Origin of the sequence: Roseisolibacter agri, assembly GCF_030159095.1 — a bacterium.
Classification (GTDB): domain Bacteria; phylum Gemmatimonadota; class Gemmatimonadetes; order Gemmatimonadales; family Gemmatimonadaceae; genus Roseisolibacter; species Roseisolibacter agri.
Window position 1 is genome coordinate 556025 of record NZ_BRXS01000006.1, and the last position, 17275, is coordinate 573299.

The following is a 17275-nucleotide window of genomic DNA, read 5'->3' on the forward strand; positions in this document are numbered from 1 at the left end:
ACTGAGATGGTGACGGGATGCGATTCTAAGTGCTTGCAGCCGCTCAATTTGCTCGGATCGCCCCCCGCCGGTCAAGGCGCGCCGACCGCTCGCGCCGAGTCGAGCACGGGCCGCAGGGCCTGCCACACCGTCTCCGCCACGATCCGCGCGCCCGCCTCGTTCGGGTGGATGCCGTCGGGCTGGTTGAGCCGCGCCACGCCGGCCACGCGGTCCAGCAGGAAGGGCGTGAGCGCGGCGCCCGCCGCCTTGGCGACGTCGGGAAACATGCCCCGGAAGCGCGCCGTATAGTCGGGGCCGAGGTTGGGCGGCGCCTCCATCTGCACGACCAGCAGCCGCGCCGCCGGATGCGCCTGCCGCGTGCGCGCCAGGATCGCCGCCAGGTTCTCCCGCGTCGAGTCCACCCGCAGCGCGCGCAGCCCGTCGTTCGCGCCCGTCTCCAGGACCAGCACGTCGAGCGGCTCACGCAGCACCCAGTCGATGCGCCGCAGCGCGCCCGCCGAGGTCTCCCCGCTGACGCCGGCATTCACGACCACGATCGGCATGCCGGCCGAGTCGGCCTTGCGCTGGATCAGCGCGGGGTACGCGCTGTCCGGGTCGAGCCCGAGCCCCGCCGTGAGGCTCGTCCCGACGAAGACGACGCGCAGCGGCCCGCGCGCGGCCGCGGACGGCGCGTCCGTCGCCCCGCCGCTCGGGGTAGCAGCCACGCCCCCGCGGTTTCCTGACGAGGCGGCCCCGGGACCGCCGCTATCCTTCGGGTTCGCCTCGCCGCCGGCGCAGGCCGTCGCCACCGACGCCCCGAGCAGCACGCCCGTCATCCCGAGGCGCCGCACCGTGCGGCGCCCGTCTCCTTCGCTCTGCAGACCCATGCTCGTCGCTCGTACGCTCTCCAAGGAATACCTCAGCGGCGGCCGGCCGCTCGCGGTGCTGCGCGACGTCTCCTTCGCGCTGGAGACGGGCGCCTTCGCCGCGATCGTCGGTCCGTCGGGGAGCGGCAAGACGACGCTCCTCGGGCTGCTGGCCGGTCTGGACGTACCCACGCGCGGCCAGGTGGTTCTCGACGGCGTCGACCTGACGTCGCTCGACGAGGACGCGCGGGCGCGCCTCCGCGGCGAGAAAGTTGGGTTCGTCTTCCAGAGCTTTCAATTGATCCCGACGCTCACCGCACTCGAGAACGTCACCGTCCCGCTGGAGCTGCGCGGCGAGCGCGGCGCCGAGGCGCGCGCGCGCGAGCTGCTGGACCGCGTGGGGCTGTCGGGACGCGGGCACCACTTCCCTGCCCAGCTCTCGGGCGGCGAGCAGCAGCGCGTGGCGATCGCGCGCGCCTTCGTGAACCGGCCGCGCATCCTCTTCGCCGACGAGCCCACGGGCAACCTGGACGGCGCGACGGGCGCACGCATCGTCGAGCTGCTGGAGTCGCTGAACCGCGAGGACGGGACGACGATCGTGCTGGTGACGCACGACCTGGGGCTCGCCGCGCGCACTCAGCGCGTCATCCGGCTGGCGGACGGCGTGGTGGTGAGCGACAGCGGCGCGGAGGCTCCCGCGGAGCCGCTGATCGAGCGGGCGGCGTCGTGAGCGCGCCGGACAGCGGGGCTCGCTCGCCCTGGGCCTCCCTCTTCCGCCTCGCGTGGCGCGAGAGCCGCACGGCGCGCCGTCGCCTGCTGCTCTACATGTCGTCCATCGCGCTCGGCGTCGCGGCGCTGGTGGCCATCGACTCGTTCGCGGGCAACGTCGCGCGCTCCGTGCGCACGCAGTCGCGCGCGCTGCTCGGCGGCGACGTCGCGTTCACCACGCGGCGCCCGTGGCCCAAGCCGGTGCTGGCGTGGCTCGACTCGCTCCCCGCGCGCGGCGTCCGCGTGGCGCGCACGACGCAGTTCGCGTCCATGGGCCTCGTGCCGCGCACCGGGAAGACGCGCCTCGTGCAGGTGCGCGCGGTGGAGCGCGGCTACCCGTTCTATGGCGAGGTGACGACGCGGCCGGCCGGGCGCTGGACCGCCCTCCATGGCGGACCGCACGCGCTGGTGGACCGCTCGCTCCTGATCGCGCTCGACGCGCAGATCGGCGACACGCTGGTGCTGGGCTACGGGCGCTTCCGCATCGATGGCACGCTGGAGAACGTCCCCGGCGACGCGGGCATCGCGTCGGTCATCGGCCCACGCGTCTACATCCCCGCGCGCTACCTGGCCGAGACGCAGCTGCTGGTGTTCGGCAGCCGCGCGGAGTACGAGGCGGTGGTGCGACTCCCCGACGGGCAGTCGGCCGCGAAGTTCCTGCAGCCCGTCAAGCGCCGGTTCGACGACCAGCAGGTGCGCAGCCGCACCGTCGCCGACACCGAGCGCGGGCTGACCGAGGCCGTCGACCGGCTGAGCGACTTCCTGTCGATCGTCGGGCTGATCGCGCTGCTCCTGGGCGGCGTGGGCGTCGCGAGCGGCGTCAGCGCCTTCGTCGCGCGCAAGATCGACACGGTCGCGGTGCTGCGCTGCCTGGGCGCGACGGCGCGGCAGATCCTGGCGATCTACGTCACGCAGGCCGCCGCGATGGGGCTGATCGGCGCGGCGGCCGGCGCCCTGCTCGGCATCGGCGTGCAGCTGCTGATCCCGCGCGTGCTCGGCGAGTTCCTGCCGGTGGACGTGTCGGTGACGCTGGAGCCGGCGGCGATCGTGGCGGGCGTGATCGTGGGCGTGTGGGTGGCGCTCGTGTTCGCGCTGCGGCCGCTGCTCGCGCTGCGGCGCGTCAGCCCGCTGCAGGCCATCCGCCGCGACGTCGATCCGGGCGCGCTGCGAGGCAGGGGGCTCGACTGGGCGAGCGCGCTCGTGAGCCTCGCGGTCGTGGCGAGCGTCGCCGGGCTCGCGGTGCAGCGTACGGGACGCGTGCGCGACGGGCTCGGGATCACGCTCGCGATCTTCGCGGCGCTCGCACTGCTCTGGGTCAGCGCCACGGTCACCAGCTGGCTCGCGCGGCGCGCGCTGCGGAAGGGGTGGCCGTACGTCGTGCGCCAGGGGGTCGCGAACCTCTACCGGCCCGGCAGCCAGACGCGGGCGGTGACGCTCGCCCTCGGCTTCGGCGCGTTCCTCGTGTCGACGATCTACCTGGTGCAGGCGAACCTGCTGCGCACGCTCGACCTGCGCGACACGGCCACGCGCGCCAACGTGCTGTTCTTCGACGTGCAGGAGGACCAGGCGACGTTCGTCGACTCGACCCTCAGGGCGGGCGGCTACCGCGTGCTGTCGTCGACGCCGATCGTCACGATGCGCATCGCCGCGGTGAACGGCCGCACGACGGCGTCGCTGCTGGCCGACACGAGCCGGCGCGGGGAGCGGTGGCCGCTGCGGCGCGAGTACCGGTCGACCTACCGCACGACGCAGGGCGAGGCGGAGCGCGTGACCGCGGGCCGCTTCTTCACGTCGGACGCGCCCGCGGGCACGACGCCCGAGGTCAGCTTCGAGGCGGGCGTGGCGCGCGAGCTGGGCCTCTCGCTCGGCGACACAGTGACGTGGGACGTGCAGGGCGTGCAGGTCGCCACGCGCGTCACGAGCTTCCGCGAGGTGAACTGGCAGCGCTTCGAGCCCAACTTCTTCGCGGTGTTCCAGCCGGCGGCGCTGCAGGCGGCACCGAAGCAGTTCGTGATCCTCGCGCGCATTCCGACGCCGGACGGCGTGGCGCGCGTGCAGCGTGACGTCGTCGCGCGCCACCCGAACGTCTCGAGCGTCGACCTGTCGCTCGTGCAGCGCACGGTCGGCAGCATCCTCGAGAAGGTCGCCGTCGCCGTGCGCTTCCTGGGCGTGTTCTGCCTCGCGGTGGGCATCCCGGTGCTCGTGAGCGCGGTCGCCGCGACACGGCGCGACCGGCTGCGCGACGCGGTGCTCCTCAAGACGCTCGGCGCGACGCGCGCGCAGATCGGCCGCATCCTGCTCGCGGAGTACGCGGTGCTCGGCGCCCTCGGCGCGGTCGCGGGGATGCTGCTCTCGTTCGCGGGCGCGTGGGCGCTGCAGAAGTGGATCTTCCGCGGGACGTTCGTGCCCGCGTGGGACTCGGCCCTCGCGATCGCGGGGCTGCTGATGGCGCTGACGCTGCTCATCGGCGTGCTGACCGGCCGCGAGGCCTTCCGGTCGACGCCGATGGCGGCGCTGCGCGACGGCTGAGCGCCGCGCGGACAGGGGCAGACGCGACGCGGGCCGCGATCCTCTCGGATCGCGGCCCGCGTCTCACGTGCGGCCGATGGCCGCCCGCCTCACCGGTTCGCGGTGAAGTCGAGCTGGGGCCGGTTGGCCGAGGTGGTGGACGTGACGGTCATGTCGCCGCGCAGCGTGATCGTGTAGACGCGGCCCACCACGAGGGCGACGCCCGTGCGCGTCACGAGCGGCGTCGACGACCCAGCGGCGACGGTCTCCAGGTCGGCGGCGACGCTGCCCGGAATGCGCACGAACGGCGAGGCGCTCTTGTACGCCGTGACCGTCGTCGCACCGACGATCGCGTTGCCGGCGTTGGGGTTCTTCACGACGAGCGCCATCGGCTGCGAGTTGGAGCTCGCGTTGACGAAGCGAACGTAGGTCGCCGCGTAGTCGATGTCCGCCGGGAAGTTGTCCTCGACCACGAACGCGTCGGCCTTCTTCGCCGTCGCGTCGTAGATGCCGCTCATGTAGAACGTGTACGCCTTCCCGTCGGCCAGAGTCGCGGCCGCGCTGGCGACCGCGAGGTCCTTGTCCGTCGCGGCCGAGATGCGGCCGCTGAACGTGTACTGCCCCGGCTCGATGGCGGAGTAGAAGCCGCCCGAGCCGACGCCGCCGTAGGCGACGCCGGTGGTCGACTCGACGCCGGTGCCCGACGTGATCGCCGTCATCTTCCGGTCGTTCGCGTAGAAGTTCACGCTCGGCGCGTTGACGCCGAAGTTGAAGAACTTCACGCGCGCGCCGGGGAGCGAGCCGAGGATGTCCTGCGCGCCCTGCTTGTCGCCGCACGAGGCGAGCAGCCCGGCGGACAGCAGCACGGCTGCGGATCGAAGTCTGATCATGGCCACGTTACGGTTGAGTGATCCAGAGCGGCTTCGTGTGGTAGTCGAGCGCGAGCGCGCCAACCGCCTCGAGCCCGGTCCGGTTCCACACGTACTCCGAGTTGTACCGCGGCCGGATGCGCTGCACGACCTTGCCGCCGTTGTCCGGATAGAGCGACGTCGGGATCGTGAAGCCCGGGTAGACCTGCTGGCCGGTGACCGGATCGGCGCCCGTGTAGTTGTAGCGGCGCATGTCCATCCACAGCTCGTTGTGTCCCCACATCCACTGGGCGATGTACTTCTGGGACATGATCTGCGTCAGCGTCAGCTGCGCCGGGTTCGTCGGGACGATCCGCGGATCCGCCAGGAACGCCGCCTTCTCGGCCGCGGTGATCTGCGTCGCGTTCTGGTTGTTGTCGAGGTTCCGCGCGTTCACGAAGTCGATGTGCGACGAGACCCCGTTGCGGTACGCCGCCAGCGCCGTCGCCTTGTCGCCCGCGCGGTACGCCGCCTCGGCCTTCACGAACTGCAGCTGCGAGTACGTCATCGCCGCCATCTTCGCCTTGTCGTCGAAGAGGTAGCGGCCCGGCAGCTGGAGCCCGCCCGTGGTGGGATAGCCGTACAGGTTGTTCGGCTGCTGCGCGACCGTGAGGGCGCCGAAGCCCACGACGTTCGGATCCAGGCCGCGGTACTGGCCGTCGGGCGACGGCGACAGCATGCGGGTCATGCGCGGATCGACGGCGCCGAACACGGTCCCGTCCATCAGCCCCACCACGAACCGCGTCTGGCGGTAGCTGGTGAAGTTGTTGCGCGTGCGGCCGAGGAAGTTGATGTCGTCGTTGTTCGTGTTCGGGTAGGTCAGGAGCGCGTCGTCCGCGTTGCTCGCGAGCGACTTGTCCACCGCCGCGATCACGTCCGCCGGCTTGTACGACGACTTGTTCGAGTAGTGGTTCAGGTTCATCGCCAGCATGCCGTAGGCGAACTTGATCCACTTCGAGCGGTCGCCGTTGTACAGCTTGTCGCCGCGCGCCAGGTAGCTCTGGTCGACCGCGCCGTCGGTGCGCTGGAGGTTCTTGATCGCCTCGTTGAGCAGGCGCTGGACCTCCTGGTACGCGTACTCCTGCGTGTCGTAGTTGAAGCTGAACTTCGACTGGTCGATCGCCTCCTTGACGATGATCTCGCCATGGAGGTCGGTCAGCGACTGCCAGCCCCACGCCTTCAGGATCTGCCCGACGCCGAGGAGGTCCCAGCGCTGCTCGGCCTCGGCCTTGTTCATCATGTCGACCAGGTTCTGGCCGAGGCTCCAGTACACGTCACGCCACTGCTGCGCGCCGTTGTCGCTGGAGGGGTCGTAGCCCATGCGGTCCCAGGTGCTGACGATCGTCCCCGTCAGCACGACCTGCTGGGTGTAGCGGCCGACGAAGCGCCCGTCGAACTGCGGCGACGTCACCATCCAGTGGATCATCGGCGGCAGGTACAGGTTCGCCGTGACCGTCTGGGGCGCGTTCGGGTTGTCGTTGACGTCGAGGAAGTCGCGGCAGCCGACGGCGGCCGTGGTCAGCAGGCCCGCCGCGAGGGCGAGCGATCGGATTCTCAGTCGCATCATCAGAGCCCCAGGCGGAGGCCGAAGTTGAAGCCGCGCGGGATCGGGAAGTTGCCGTAGTCGATGCCGGCCGCGCCCGAGCCGCCGACCGCCGCGGTGTTGCCGTTGACGATCGGGTCGAGACCCGAGTAGTTCGTCAGCAGGTACAGGTCCGTGCCCGTCACGAAGATGCTGGCCTGGCGCGCGAAGCGGGCCGGCAGCTGGTACTGGAGCGTCACGTCGCGCAGGCGCAGCCAGTTGATGTCCTTCTCGATGAAGAGCTCCTCGGACATCAGCGTGTAGTACGACGTCTGCACGGCCGGGACGACGACGATGCTGTTGACCGTCGGGTTGGCCGAGTTCTCCTTGCCGTCGCGGAGCACGCCGTCGATCACGCGCGGACGCGTGCGGTCGAGCGTCGAGGTGGCGAGGCCGCGCGCCGTCAGGAAGTGCTGCGTGGCGTTGAACACGTCACCGCCCTTGCGGATGTCGACGAGGGCGCTGAGCGACAGCTTCTTGAAGCGGATCGTGTTCGTGACGCCGATCGTGAAGTCCGGCTGACGGTCGTAGCCGGCGTCGATGAACGTCGTCGAGCGCAGCGGGAGGCCGGTCGTCGGGTCGATGAGCAGCTTGCCCTTCGCCGGGCCGTCGGTGGCGCGGAGGTAGAACAGGCCGGTCAGCGAGCGCGTCGACATGTTCGGCGCCGTGCCGTTGCGGACGTTGCCGAAGAGCCACGTGTCCGACACGTACGACTCGGGCAGCGCGTTCGGGAGGGCGAGCACCTTGCCGCGCGCCTTCTCGAAGTTGCCCAGCACGTCCCAGCTGAAGCTGCCCTTCAGGACCGGCGTGGTGCGCACCGTGAGCTCGAGGCCCTCGTTGCGGGTGACCGCGCCGTTCAGGTTGAAGAGGATGTAGCCGGTCGCGTAGGAGCCGCGGATGTCGTTGACGATCTGGTCCTTCGTCTGCTTCCGGTAGACCGTCGCGTCGATGCCGAGGCGGTCGTCGAGGAAGCTGAGCTCCGTGCCGAACTCGTACGAGCGCGCGAACTCGGGCTTGAGCGCGAGGTTCGGGCCCGTGAAGCCGTAGCCGTAGCCGCCGTTGGACGTCGCCTTGAACTCGAGCGACGGGCGGTAGGCGTACGGACGCGCGTCCTTGCCCACCTCGGCGTAGCCGCCGCGCAGCTTGCCCGTCATGAAGCGCTTGAGCGACGGGAAGGCGTCCGAGAAGACGAAGCTGCCCGAGAACGACGGGTAGAAGAACGAGTTCTCGCCGATCGGGATCGTCGACGTCCAGTCGTTACGGCCCGTGACGGTGAGGTACAGGTACTCGTTGAAGTCGATCGTCGCCTGCCCGAACGCGCTCACGAGGCGGCGCTGCGCCAGCGTGGTGCGGTTGAAGCGCAGGTTCGTGTTGTTGATCGACACGAACTGCGGATCCAGGAAGTCCTGGCCGAGCAGCGCGTCCGTCTCCGAGCGCGCATCCGAGATCGCGTTGCCGAGCAGACCCGCGATCGCGAACCCACCGCCGAGCTCGCGGCGGTTGAAGTTCAGCAGCGTCTGCGCGTTGATGTTGCGCGTGATGTCGTTCGCCTCGTCCAGCGTGCCGTTGTACGTGATGCCGAGCGCGCTCTCCGGATGGCGCATCAGCTGGTTCTGGTTCACGTAGTTGTCGACGCCGATGTTCGTCCGCAGGTTGCCCCACGAGAACGGCGTGACGATCAGGCCGAGGTTGGCGAGGATGCGGTTGTTGGTCGAGTTGATCCGGTTCTTGTTGACGTTGAAGTACGGATTGTCGACCTCGGACGCCGCGCCGAGCGACGTCAGGCGGCGGCGCTGACCGGCCGGCGTGAGCCAGTCGGACGCGTCGTCGAACGCCGGCCACACGAGCAGGCCGATGAGCGGTCCGCCCTCACCCTTGAACGACTGCGCGTTCTCGGCGTTGGTGTACTGCATCGACAGGTCGGCCTTGAGCCAGCTCGCGACCTGCGCGCCCGAGGCACCCGTGACGTTGACGCGGTCATACTTGGTGCCGGGGACGACGCCCGCCTGCCGCAGCATGCTGGTGCCGACGCGGTAGTTCACCCGGTTGTCCGCCGCCGCGCCGCTGAACGACAGGTTGTGGTTCTGCCGCGTGCCGGTGCGGAAGAAGCCGTCGACGTTGTCGTAGAACGTCGTCGTGTCCGGGTACGGGAACCCGAAGTACTGGAACGTCGTCGAGCCGACGCCGCTCACGCCGTAGGTCCGCTGGACCTCGGGACGGGCGTTGGTCTTCTCGAACGTGAAGCTGTTGCTGTAGTCGAGGCCCCCCTGCCCCGGCCGGCCGCGCTTCGTCGTGATGACGATGGCGCCGTTGGCGGCGTCGATGCCGTAGAGGGCCGACGCCTCGGGGCCCTTGAGGACCGTGACGCTCTCGATGTCGTCGGGGTTCAGGTCGGCCGCGCGGTTCGTGAAGTCGACGCCGCGGTTGTTGAACCCGCTGACGGAGCCCGGCCGGTCCGACGCGAGGACGCCGGTGTTCAGCGTCTTGTTGTCCATCGGCAGGCCGTCGATGATCATCAGCGGCTGGTTGCTGCTGCTGATCGAGCTGACGCCGCGGATCGTGATCGACGACGACGCGCCGGGCACGCCCGAGCTGCTCACCACCTCGACGCCCGCCACGCGCCCCTGCAGCGCGTTGACGAAGTTCGGGCGCTGCGCCTCGGCGATGTCGGCGCCGCGGACGGTCTGCTGCGCGGTGCCGAGCGAGCGCTGCGACGCCGTCTGGCCGAGGGCCGTGACGACGACCTGGTCGAGCTGCGCGGGCGCGGTCGTGAGCGTGAAGTCGGCGCGCACCGAGCCGCCGGTGACGATGGTGACCGTCTGGTTGGCCACCTGGAAGCCGATGCGACGCGCGCGCAGCTGGCGCTCACCCACCGGCACGTTGGCGATCACGTACTCGCCCGCCGCGTTGGTGATGCCGCCCTGGGTGGAACCCACGACACTCACCTGCGCGTCGGGGACGGGGCGCTGCGACCCGGACTCGATCACGCGCCCGCGCACCGTGCCGGTCGCCTGTGCGAGCACGAGCCGCGGGGCGAAGGCGCCGAGTGCCATCGGGACGAGGCACAGCCCCGTGGCCCTGACGAGCTTCAACGACATGGAGGTCTCCGGAGAAGGGACGGAACCTCCGCGGGCCTGGGGCCGCGCGGTGGTCCCGAGGGGGACGTACGGGCGCGCGGCGAGGCGGTCTGGCGCCTCAGCGACGAATCGATGAGCGCGCCGGCCCTGACGCGGCGGGCAGAAGGTTAAGGCGTCGCGCGCGTGTACGGCAAGATCGTACAGGGCGTGTACGAACCGCGAACCGCACCGGGCGAAGCGTGCGAGACCGCGGACGAGACGATCCTTCCAGATGTGTGACGAACGCGCGCGAGCCGGAGTCTCAGGCGCCCGTCGGCCGGGGGCGAGCGGCCACGGAATCAGGGCGGAACGCGCGAGGGGGCGCCGTCCGTATCGGACGGCGCCCCCTCGCGCTGCAGGGACCGAGCTCGCTCAGGGCCGCGGGATGTTCGGATTCCCGTTGATCTCGGCCAGCGTCAGCGGCCAGCAGGTCTGGTCGCCGTAGGTCTCCCCCGTCGTGCTGGTGGGATACGGGCCGCGCTGGAACTCGTTGACCTGGTAGTACTTCAGGTAGCGCCGCAGGTCTCCGAGCCGGTGGTTGTCGAGGTAGAAGTCGCGCCGGCGCTGATCGCGCAGCTCGGTCAGCAGCGCCGTCCCGGTGAGCCCCGAGACCGGCTGCTGGAGCCGGCCGAAGGCGCGGCGCTCGTTGATCAGCGTCAGCGCCTGCGCCGGGTTCGACTCGATCTGCGCCTCGGCGACGATGTAGCGCGCCTCGAGCCCCGATGCGATGCGGACCGTGCCGCCGGGGACGAACGGCGCACCGGTCGCGGTGCCGTCGAAGCTGCTGTACGACGACGGCGAGCGCGGGATGAGCCCCGTCACGCCCGTCACGCCGCTGCGCGGGATCCGCACGTCGCCGGCCATGTCGCGGAACGGCGTGTTGTCGGTGGTGGCGCTCGACGCCGCGGTCAGGTTCGACCAGATGCGGTGGTTCTCGGCCGTCGAGTTGTTGGAGAACGTCGCGAAGAAGTTGAACGCCGCCGGCACCTGCTGCGCGTAGGTCACCGCGCGCGCCCGGTCGTTGAGGTTCAGCGCCGCGCGCGCCGCCCCGACCAGCGCGAAGTTGCGCACCGAGTCGGCCGCCAGGGTGTCCGCCGCCACGATCGGCGTGCGGGCCTTGGCCCGCGCCTTGGCGGCGTTGGCGACGGTCACCGCCGAATCGGCCTTGGCGATCGCCTTCCGGAACACGTCGTCGGGGGTCTGCGGCGCCTGCGCGTCGAACGGGATCTCGCAGAGCATCTCGGCGAGATAGTTGTAGGTCATGACGCCGTACGCCAGCGAGCGCGCCACGCGGATGTCGACGCCCGCGCTGTCGCCGAGCACGATCTTCATGCGCGACACGGCGTCGTCGGCGGAGAAGCGCGCCCGCTGGATGCGCGGGTAGATGAAGGTGCCGTTGGTGCCGTTCTCCGGCCCGACGCGGCGCTGGTCGATCAGGATCTCCTCGAAGAACGTCTGCCGGTTGTACAGCTCGTCGCTGAACATCGAGTTCCACCACGTGATGTTCGAGAACGCGGCCTGGAACTCGCTGATCACGCCGTTGGCGAGCAGCGACATGTACTGCGGCTGGTTGACGTCGGACTCCTCGACGGCGCCGGGGTTCTCGGCCTGGAGGAACTCGTTGCACGCCCCGACCACGGCGGCGCCCAGCACGAGCGCGCCGAGCGTCGCCAGCCGGGGTCGCGGGCCGCGGCGGACCGAGTGCAGCTTTCGCATGGGATCGCCGGGGTCAGAAGGTGAGGTTGATCTGGCCGGACAGCCGGCGCGTCATCGGCGCCGCATAGGCGTCGACGCGCACGAAGTCGCGGCCGCCGTACGAGTTGACCTCTGGGTCGTAGCCGGTGTAGTCCGTCCACAGCCCCAGGTTGCGCCCGCTGACGATGAGCTGCGCCGCCGACGCGCCGGTGCGCGCGATGAGGCGCTGGGGGATCGTCACCGCGAGCGAGACCTCGCGCAGCTTCACGAAGTCGGCCTTCTCGATGAACAGCGACGGCACGGTCCGGAGCGCGTCCACCTCGCGACGGAGCAGCGAGTCGGCGCGGGTGCGCGGGCTGCGGGCGCCGAGGAAGCGCGGATCGTTGACCGCCGCGCAGTTGTCGTTCGCGGCCTGGCAGCGGCTGCGCTCCTTGGCGTTGAACAGGTAGTGCCCGCCCTTGTAGTCGAGCAGCGCGTACAGGCGGAAGTTGCGGAAGAAGGTGAACGTGTTCGAGAAGCCGACCTCGCGCGTCGGCGCGGACGGGCCGATGTACCGCGTGGTGCCGACGGTGTCGATCGCGCCGCCGGGCGTCAGCTGGATGTTCCCCTCCGCATCGCGCTTGACGACCGGGGCCCAGTAGGCGCCGAGGCGGTAGCCGACGCGGTGCTGCTGCACGACGCCGTAGGCCTGGCTGATCGGGTTCTCGCTGGTGCGCCCCGGGATGCCGAAGGTCTCGAGGATGTCGTTGTTGGTCGCCGCGGTGACGCGCGCGTCCCATACGAAGCGCGCGGTCTGCACCGGCGTGGCGTTGAGCCCGAGCTCGAAGCCGGAATTCTTGACCGTGCCCAGGTTGACGAACGGGTTGGTGGTCGTCGTCGGCGCGAAGCCGAGCGACGGCGCGACCGCGACGCGCAGCAGCATGTCGCGCGTCCGGCGGTTGTAGTACGAGAAGTCGAGACCGAGGCGCTCGTTCAGGTGGCCGCTCTCGAAGCCGATCTCGAACTCCTCGCCGCGCTCCGGCTTGAGCGACGGATTCCCGTACGCGTTGGTGATGAGCCCCGAGACGGTGCTCGACTGCGACACGGTGGTACGGACCACCTGGTACGTCTGCGTGGCGGCGTAGGGCTCGGGCGAGCGGCCGGCCTGCCCCCAGGCGGAGCGCAGCTTGAAGGTGTTCGTCCGCAGCGTGCGGAAGAGCCCCTCCAGCGCCGGCTCCTCGCTCAGCACCCAGGAGAGCGAGAACTTCGGGTAGACGATCGTGTTGAAGTCGGTGCCGAACGACGAGTTGTCGTCCGCGCGCACCGCGCCCGTGAGGAACAGCCGGTCGTTCCAGTCGAGCTGCTGCTGCACGAAGTAGCCGACCGAGTTGTTCTCGGAGAACGTGTTCAGCCCGGACGTCGTGCTGGCCGACCCGATGACCGACACGTCCGGGGCGCCGAGCCCGGTGCCGCTCGCGCTGAGCGTCTCGTTGCGGCGCGCGATGATCTGCGTGCCGATGGACGTGGTGGCCTGGAGCGCCTTCGTGAGCCGGTACGGGACGTTGCCGACGTAGTCGATCGTGTAGCTCCGCGACCGCGGCGTGCGCTGCAGGACGTTGCCCGTCGGCTCGAAGTCGTCGCCGGGGAGGACCAGCACGTTGGCGGTCGAGTAGATCTGGTCGGTGCCGAGCGTCAGGCGGTTCCGCAGCCACGACGCCGGGTTGTAGTTCAGCGTCGTCGCGAGCTGCAGGCGGTCCGACTGCGTGCGGTTGTTGTACGCGTTGGCGCGGTAGGGCGCCTGGCTCGGGTAGGCGATCGTGTCGCGCCCCGCCACGCCGTTGCGGACGAGCGTCTGCGGGCGCAGCCCGGGCTGGGCGCGCGACGTGTTGAGCAGGACGCCGAGCGGCGACTCGTCCTGCGGCGGGAGGCGCAGGTCGTTGGTCAGGTAGCCGACGTTGACCGTGAGCTCCGTGCGGTCGTTGGGCGCGAGCACGAAGTTGCCGCGCGCCGCCTTCCGCCGATTGAAGCTGTTGAAGAAGATGCCGTACTCGTCGTCCTTGTCGGCCGACAGGAAGTACGAGTAGCGGTCGGCGCCGCCGCGCAGCCCGAGGTTCAGGCGCTGGATGGTGCCGTCGCGGATCGCGGCCGGGTCCTGCTTGAGCGGGTCGGCCGTGAGCACCGTGCCGATCGCGCGCCCCTGGCATCCGGTGTACGTCGGCTGCGGCGCGCCGTCGACGGTGGTGCGCGCGGCGATCCGCGCGGAGTCGCAGGTGAGGTAGTTGGTGAGCGACGCCACGCCCCACTGGTTGAGGCCCCGCTCCGCGCGCGCGGTCCACTGCGGCTTCTGCTGGCCACGGATCCCGCGCTTCGTGATGATCTGGATGACGCCGCCCGATGCGTCGGCGCCGTACAGCGTCGACGCCGCCGGCCCCTTGATGACCTCGATGCTCTCGATGTCCTCGGGGTTGATGAAGTCGAGCCCGGACGTGATCTGCGTCGACTGCGCCTGGCCGTTGGCGCCGGTGCCGGTGGCGTTGAAGTTCCCCAGCCCCTCGGCGTTCATGCGCACGCCGTCGATGAAGATCACGGGGCGCGACCCGCTGAGCGAGTTGTTGCCCCGGATGCGGATCTCGCCCGAGGTGCCGGGGGTGCCCGAGCCCGGGAGGACCGTGACGCCCGGCGTCTTCGACTGCAGGATCTCGCTGACGTTCGAGATCGAGTTGGTCTCGGTCAGCTCGGCCGCGTTGACGGTCGTGATCGCGTTGCCGACGGCGCGGCGCGTGGTCGCGCCGGCGGTGCCGGTGACGACCACCTGGTCCAGCTGCGCGGCGGCCTGCGTCAGCGTGAAGTTGGCGGTCGCGGTGGCCCCGGCGGTCACCGTCACCGCCTGCGCCGCGCCGGCCTGGAAGCCGATGCGCCGCACGCGCAGCTGCTGCGCGCCGGCGGGGACGTTCGCGATGACGTAGTCGCCGGCGGCGTTGGTGATGGCGCCGATCGTCGTGCCGACGACGCTGATCTGCGCGTCGGCGACCGGGCGCTGCCCCGCCGCGTCGACCACGCGGCCGCGGACCGTGCCGGTGCCCTGGCCGAGCACCAGCCTCGGGGCGAGAGCGCCGAGCACCATCGGGGCGAGGCACAGCCCCGCGGCCCTGACGAGCTTCAACGACATGGAGGTCTCCGAGTGGGAAAAGGGACCTCGGGCCCGCGCGCCGACCTCCGGGTGCCAGCCCGGGATGGGTCTGCCGTCCGCCGCGGCGTGCGGGGGAGATCCGAGTGGGAGGTGCGCCCGATCGCGCGGCGCACGTCGACGGCCGAGGTGGCCGCGGGACGCGCGTCGGGACGCCGCACCGGCGCAGAAGCTAAGGTTCGGCTCGCACACCGGGCGGGATTCCACGCACCATGAACAAAAGGCACACACGTCGTCGACGTATGTGCCTCCTGTGACGGCCCGACGGGGCGCCGCGCGCGCCCGGCGGCCTACTTGAAGCGGATGCCGTTCGGCGCGACGGCGCCCGACTTGGGGACGAAGCTCGGCGCCTTCACCTCCGGGCGCCCCGCCGGCCGCGGTGCGCGGCGCGGATCCGGGCGGCCGGCGTCGCGGCGGTCGCCCGCCGGCGCCTCCGTGCGGCGCGGCGCGCCCGCCGCCTCGGGCTTCGACTTCATCGAGAGCGCGATGCGGTTCCGCTCCAGATCGACCGCCATCACGGTCACGCGCACCTTCTGCCCGACGCGCACGGCGGCGTTGGGATCGGCGACGTAGCGGTCCGACAGCTGGGAGACGTGCACGAGGCCGTCCTGGTGGACGCCGACGTCCACGAACGCGCCGAAGGCGACGATGTTCGTGACCACGCCCTCGAGCACCATGCCGGGCTGCAGGTCCTTCGGCTCCTTCAGGTCGTCGCGGAAGGCGGGCAGCTCGAAGCTCTCGCGCGGATCGCGGCCCGGCTTGCGCAGCTCCGACAGGATGTCGCGGAGCGTCGGCAGCCCCACCTCGTCGGAGACGTAGCGCTGCGGCTCGACCTTCTGCGCCAGCGCCTCGTCGCCCACGAGCTGCGGGACGGAGACGCCGAGGTCCGCAGCGATGCGCTCGACGAGGGCGTAGCGCTCGGGGTGCACCGCCGACGCGTCGAGCGGGTGCGCGCCGCCGCGCACGCGGAGGAAGCCCGCCGCCTGCTCGAACGCCTTCGCGCCCAGGCGCGGCACCTCCAGCAGGTCCTTCCGCGAGCGCAGGCCGCCGCGCTCGTCGCGCAGCTTCACGATGTTCTGCGCCAGCGTGGGGCCCACGCCGGCGACGTACGCCAGCAGCGCCACCGACGCCGTGTTCACCTCGACGCCGACGCGGTTCACGCAGCTCTCCACCACCTCGTCGAGGCGACGCTTGAGCTGCGGCTGGTTGACGTCGTGCTGGTACTGCCCCACCCCGATCGACTTCGGGTCGATCTTCACCAGCTCCGCGAGCGGGTCCTGCAGGCGGCGCGCGATGCTCACCGCGCCGCGCAGCGACACGTCGAGGTCGGGCAGCTCCTCGCGCGCGAGGTCGGAGGCCGAGTAGACCGACGCGCCGCTCTCGTTGACGACGACGACCTGCGGCCGCGCGCCGTTCAGCGCGCTCCCCGCCGCCGCCAGCGCGTCCTTCGCCGCCTGCTCCGTCTCGCGCGACGCGGTGCCGTTGCCGATCGCGATCAGCTCCGCGCCGTGGCGCGCGGCGAGCCGCACGAGCGACGCGGCGAAGCGGTCGGCCTGGTGCAGGTACCAGGTGTCCGTCTCGACCACGGCGCCGGTGCGCGACAGCACGGCGACCTTCACGCCCGTGCGGAAGCCCGGATCGAGGCCGATGACCACGCGCTCGCCCGCTGGCGACGCGAGCAGCAGCTGCTCGAGGTTCTGCCCGAAGATGCGGATCGCCTCCTCGTCGGCGCGCGTCTTCAGCTCCAGGCGCAGCTCCACCGTGATGGACGGCGCGAGCAGCCGCTTGTACGCGTCCTGCGCGACGAGGCCGAGCAGCCGCGCCGCGCGCCGGCGGCCGACGACGGTCTCCTGCATCAGCGCCATGATCTCCTCGACCGGCGCGTCGATCGACCAGACGAGGAAGCCCTCCTCCTCGCCGCGGCGGATCGCCAGCACGCGGTGGGACGGGATGTCGCGCAGCCGCTCGGAGAAGTCGTAGTAGTCCTGGAACTTGGAGACCTCGTTCTCCTTGCCCATGACGACCGCGCTCTTGACCGCGCCGCGCGCGCGCGTGGCCTCGCGCACCGCGCCGCGCAGCACGGCGTCCTCCGCCACCCGCTCGGCCAGGATGTCGCGCGCGCCCTGCAGCGCATCGGCGACGGCAGGGACCTCCTTCGCCGCATCGACGTAGCCGGCGGCCGCCGCCTCGACGGCCGCGTCGTCCGCGTCGCCGGCCCACAGCAGCTCGGCCAGCGGCTCGAGGCCGCGCTCGCGCGCGATCATGGCGCGCGTGCGGCGCTTCGGCTTGTACGGGAGGTACAGGTCCTCGAGTCCCTGCTTACTGACTACGCCGTTGACGCGCGCGCGCAGGTCGTCGGTGAGCTTGCCCTGCTCCTCGATCGACTTGAGGATGGCGGCGCGGCGCTCCTCGAGCTCGCGCAGGTAGTCCGCGCGATCGCGCACGTCGCGCAGCTGCACCTCGTCGAGGTTGCCCGTGACCTCCTTGCGGTAGCGGGCGATGAACGGAAGGGTGTTCCCCTCGTCGAAGAGCGCGAGGGTGTTGGCGACGGAGCGCGCGGGAAGCGACAGCTCGGTGGCGACCTGCTGGACGAGCGACGGCGACAGCATGCGGCGGGCGACAGGGGGTGAATCGGGGGCGGTAAGGTGCCACGCCAGAGACGACCCGACAACGGCTTGCGCGCCCGC

9 protein-coding genes are annotated in these 17275 nt (G+C 71.1%); 2 read left to right on the forward strand and 7 right to left on the reverse strand.

What is annotated here, in order from left to right; translation table 11 throughout:
* Positions 1 to 71: 71 nt before the first annotated feature.
* Entirely contained in the window at positions 72 to 866 is a 795-nt protein-coding gene (locus rosag_RS20890; protein WP_284352107.1) for an arylesterase, read from the reverse strand.
* On the opposite strand from rosag_RS20890, the gene rosag_RS20895 reads away from it, so the two are divergent.
* Together rosag_RS20895 and rosag_RS20900 are read left to right on the forward strand one after the other, a co-directional pair.
* A complete protein-coding gene (locus tag rosag_RS20895; protein ID WP_284352108.1) occupies positions 865 to 1575 on the forward strand; it encodes an ABC transporter ATP-binding protein in 711 nt (236 codons plus the stop codon). The two genes, rosag_RS20890 and rosag_RS20895, sit on opposite strands and share 2 nt — an antisense overlap.
* On the forward strand, positions 1572 to 4142 hold the full coding sequence (locus rosag_RS20900; RefSeq protein WP_284352109.1) for an ABC transporter permease: 2571 nt from the start codon (positions 1572 to 1574) through the stop codon (positions 4140 to 4142). Before rosag_RS20895 ends, rosag_RS20900 begins: the two co-directional genes overlap by 4 nt.
* A gap of 89 nt (positions 4143 to 4231) precedes the next feature.
* Here rosag_RS20900 and rosag_RS20905 read toward each other — a convergent pair whose 3' ends face one another.
* The 6 genes from rosag_RS20905 to rosag_RS20930 all read right to left on the reverse strand — a co-directional run bounded on the left by rosag_RS20905 (position 4232) and on the right by rosag_RS20930 (position 17197).
* Positions 4232 to 5011, reverse strand: a complete 780-nt coding sequence (locus rosag_RS20905) for a DUF4397 domain-containing protein (RefSeq protein WP_284352110.1) — start codon at positions 5009 to 5011, stop codon at positions 4232 to 4234.
* Positions 5012 to 5018: 7 nt separating this feature from the next.
* Entirely contained in the window at positions 5019 to 6596 is a 1578-nt protein-coding gene (locus tag rosag_RS20910; protein WP_284352111.1) for a RagB/SusD family nutrient uptake outer membrane protein, read from the reverse strand.
* Positions 6596 to 9709, reverse strand: a complete 3114-nt coding sequence (locus tag rosag_RS20915) for a SusC/RagA family TonB-linked outer membrane protein (protein ID WP_284352112.1) — start codon at positions 9707 to 9709, stop codon at positions 6596 to 6598. The genes rosag_RS20910 and rosag_RS20915 overlap by 1 nt, the downstream gene beginning before the upstream one ends.
* A 390-nt stretch (positions 9710 to 10099) precedes the next feature.
* Positions 10100 to 11443, reverse strand: a complete 1344-nt coding sequence (locus rosag_RS20920) for a RagB/SusD family nutrient uptake outer membrane protein (RefSeq protein WP_284352113.1) — start codon at positions 11441 to 11443, stop codon at positions 10100 to 10102.
* Between the two features lie 13 nt (positions 11444 to 11456).
* The gene (locus rosag_RS20925) at positions 11457 to 14570 is read right to left on the reverse strand and encodes a SusC/RagA family TonB-linked outer membrane protein (RefSeq protein WP_284352114.1); all 3114 of its coding nucleotides are present in this window, start codon (positions 14568 to 14570) and stop codon (positions 11457 to 11459) included.
* Between the two features lie 308 nt (positions 14571 to 14878).
* Complete coding sequence (locus tag rosag_RS20930; protein WP_284352115.1) at positions 14879 to 17197, reverse strand: Tex family protein; 2319 nt, start codon at positions 17195 to 17197, stop codon at positions 14879 to 14881.
* Positions 17198 to 17275: the final 78 nt, after the last annotated feature.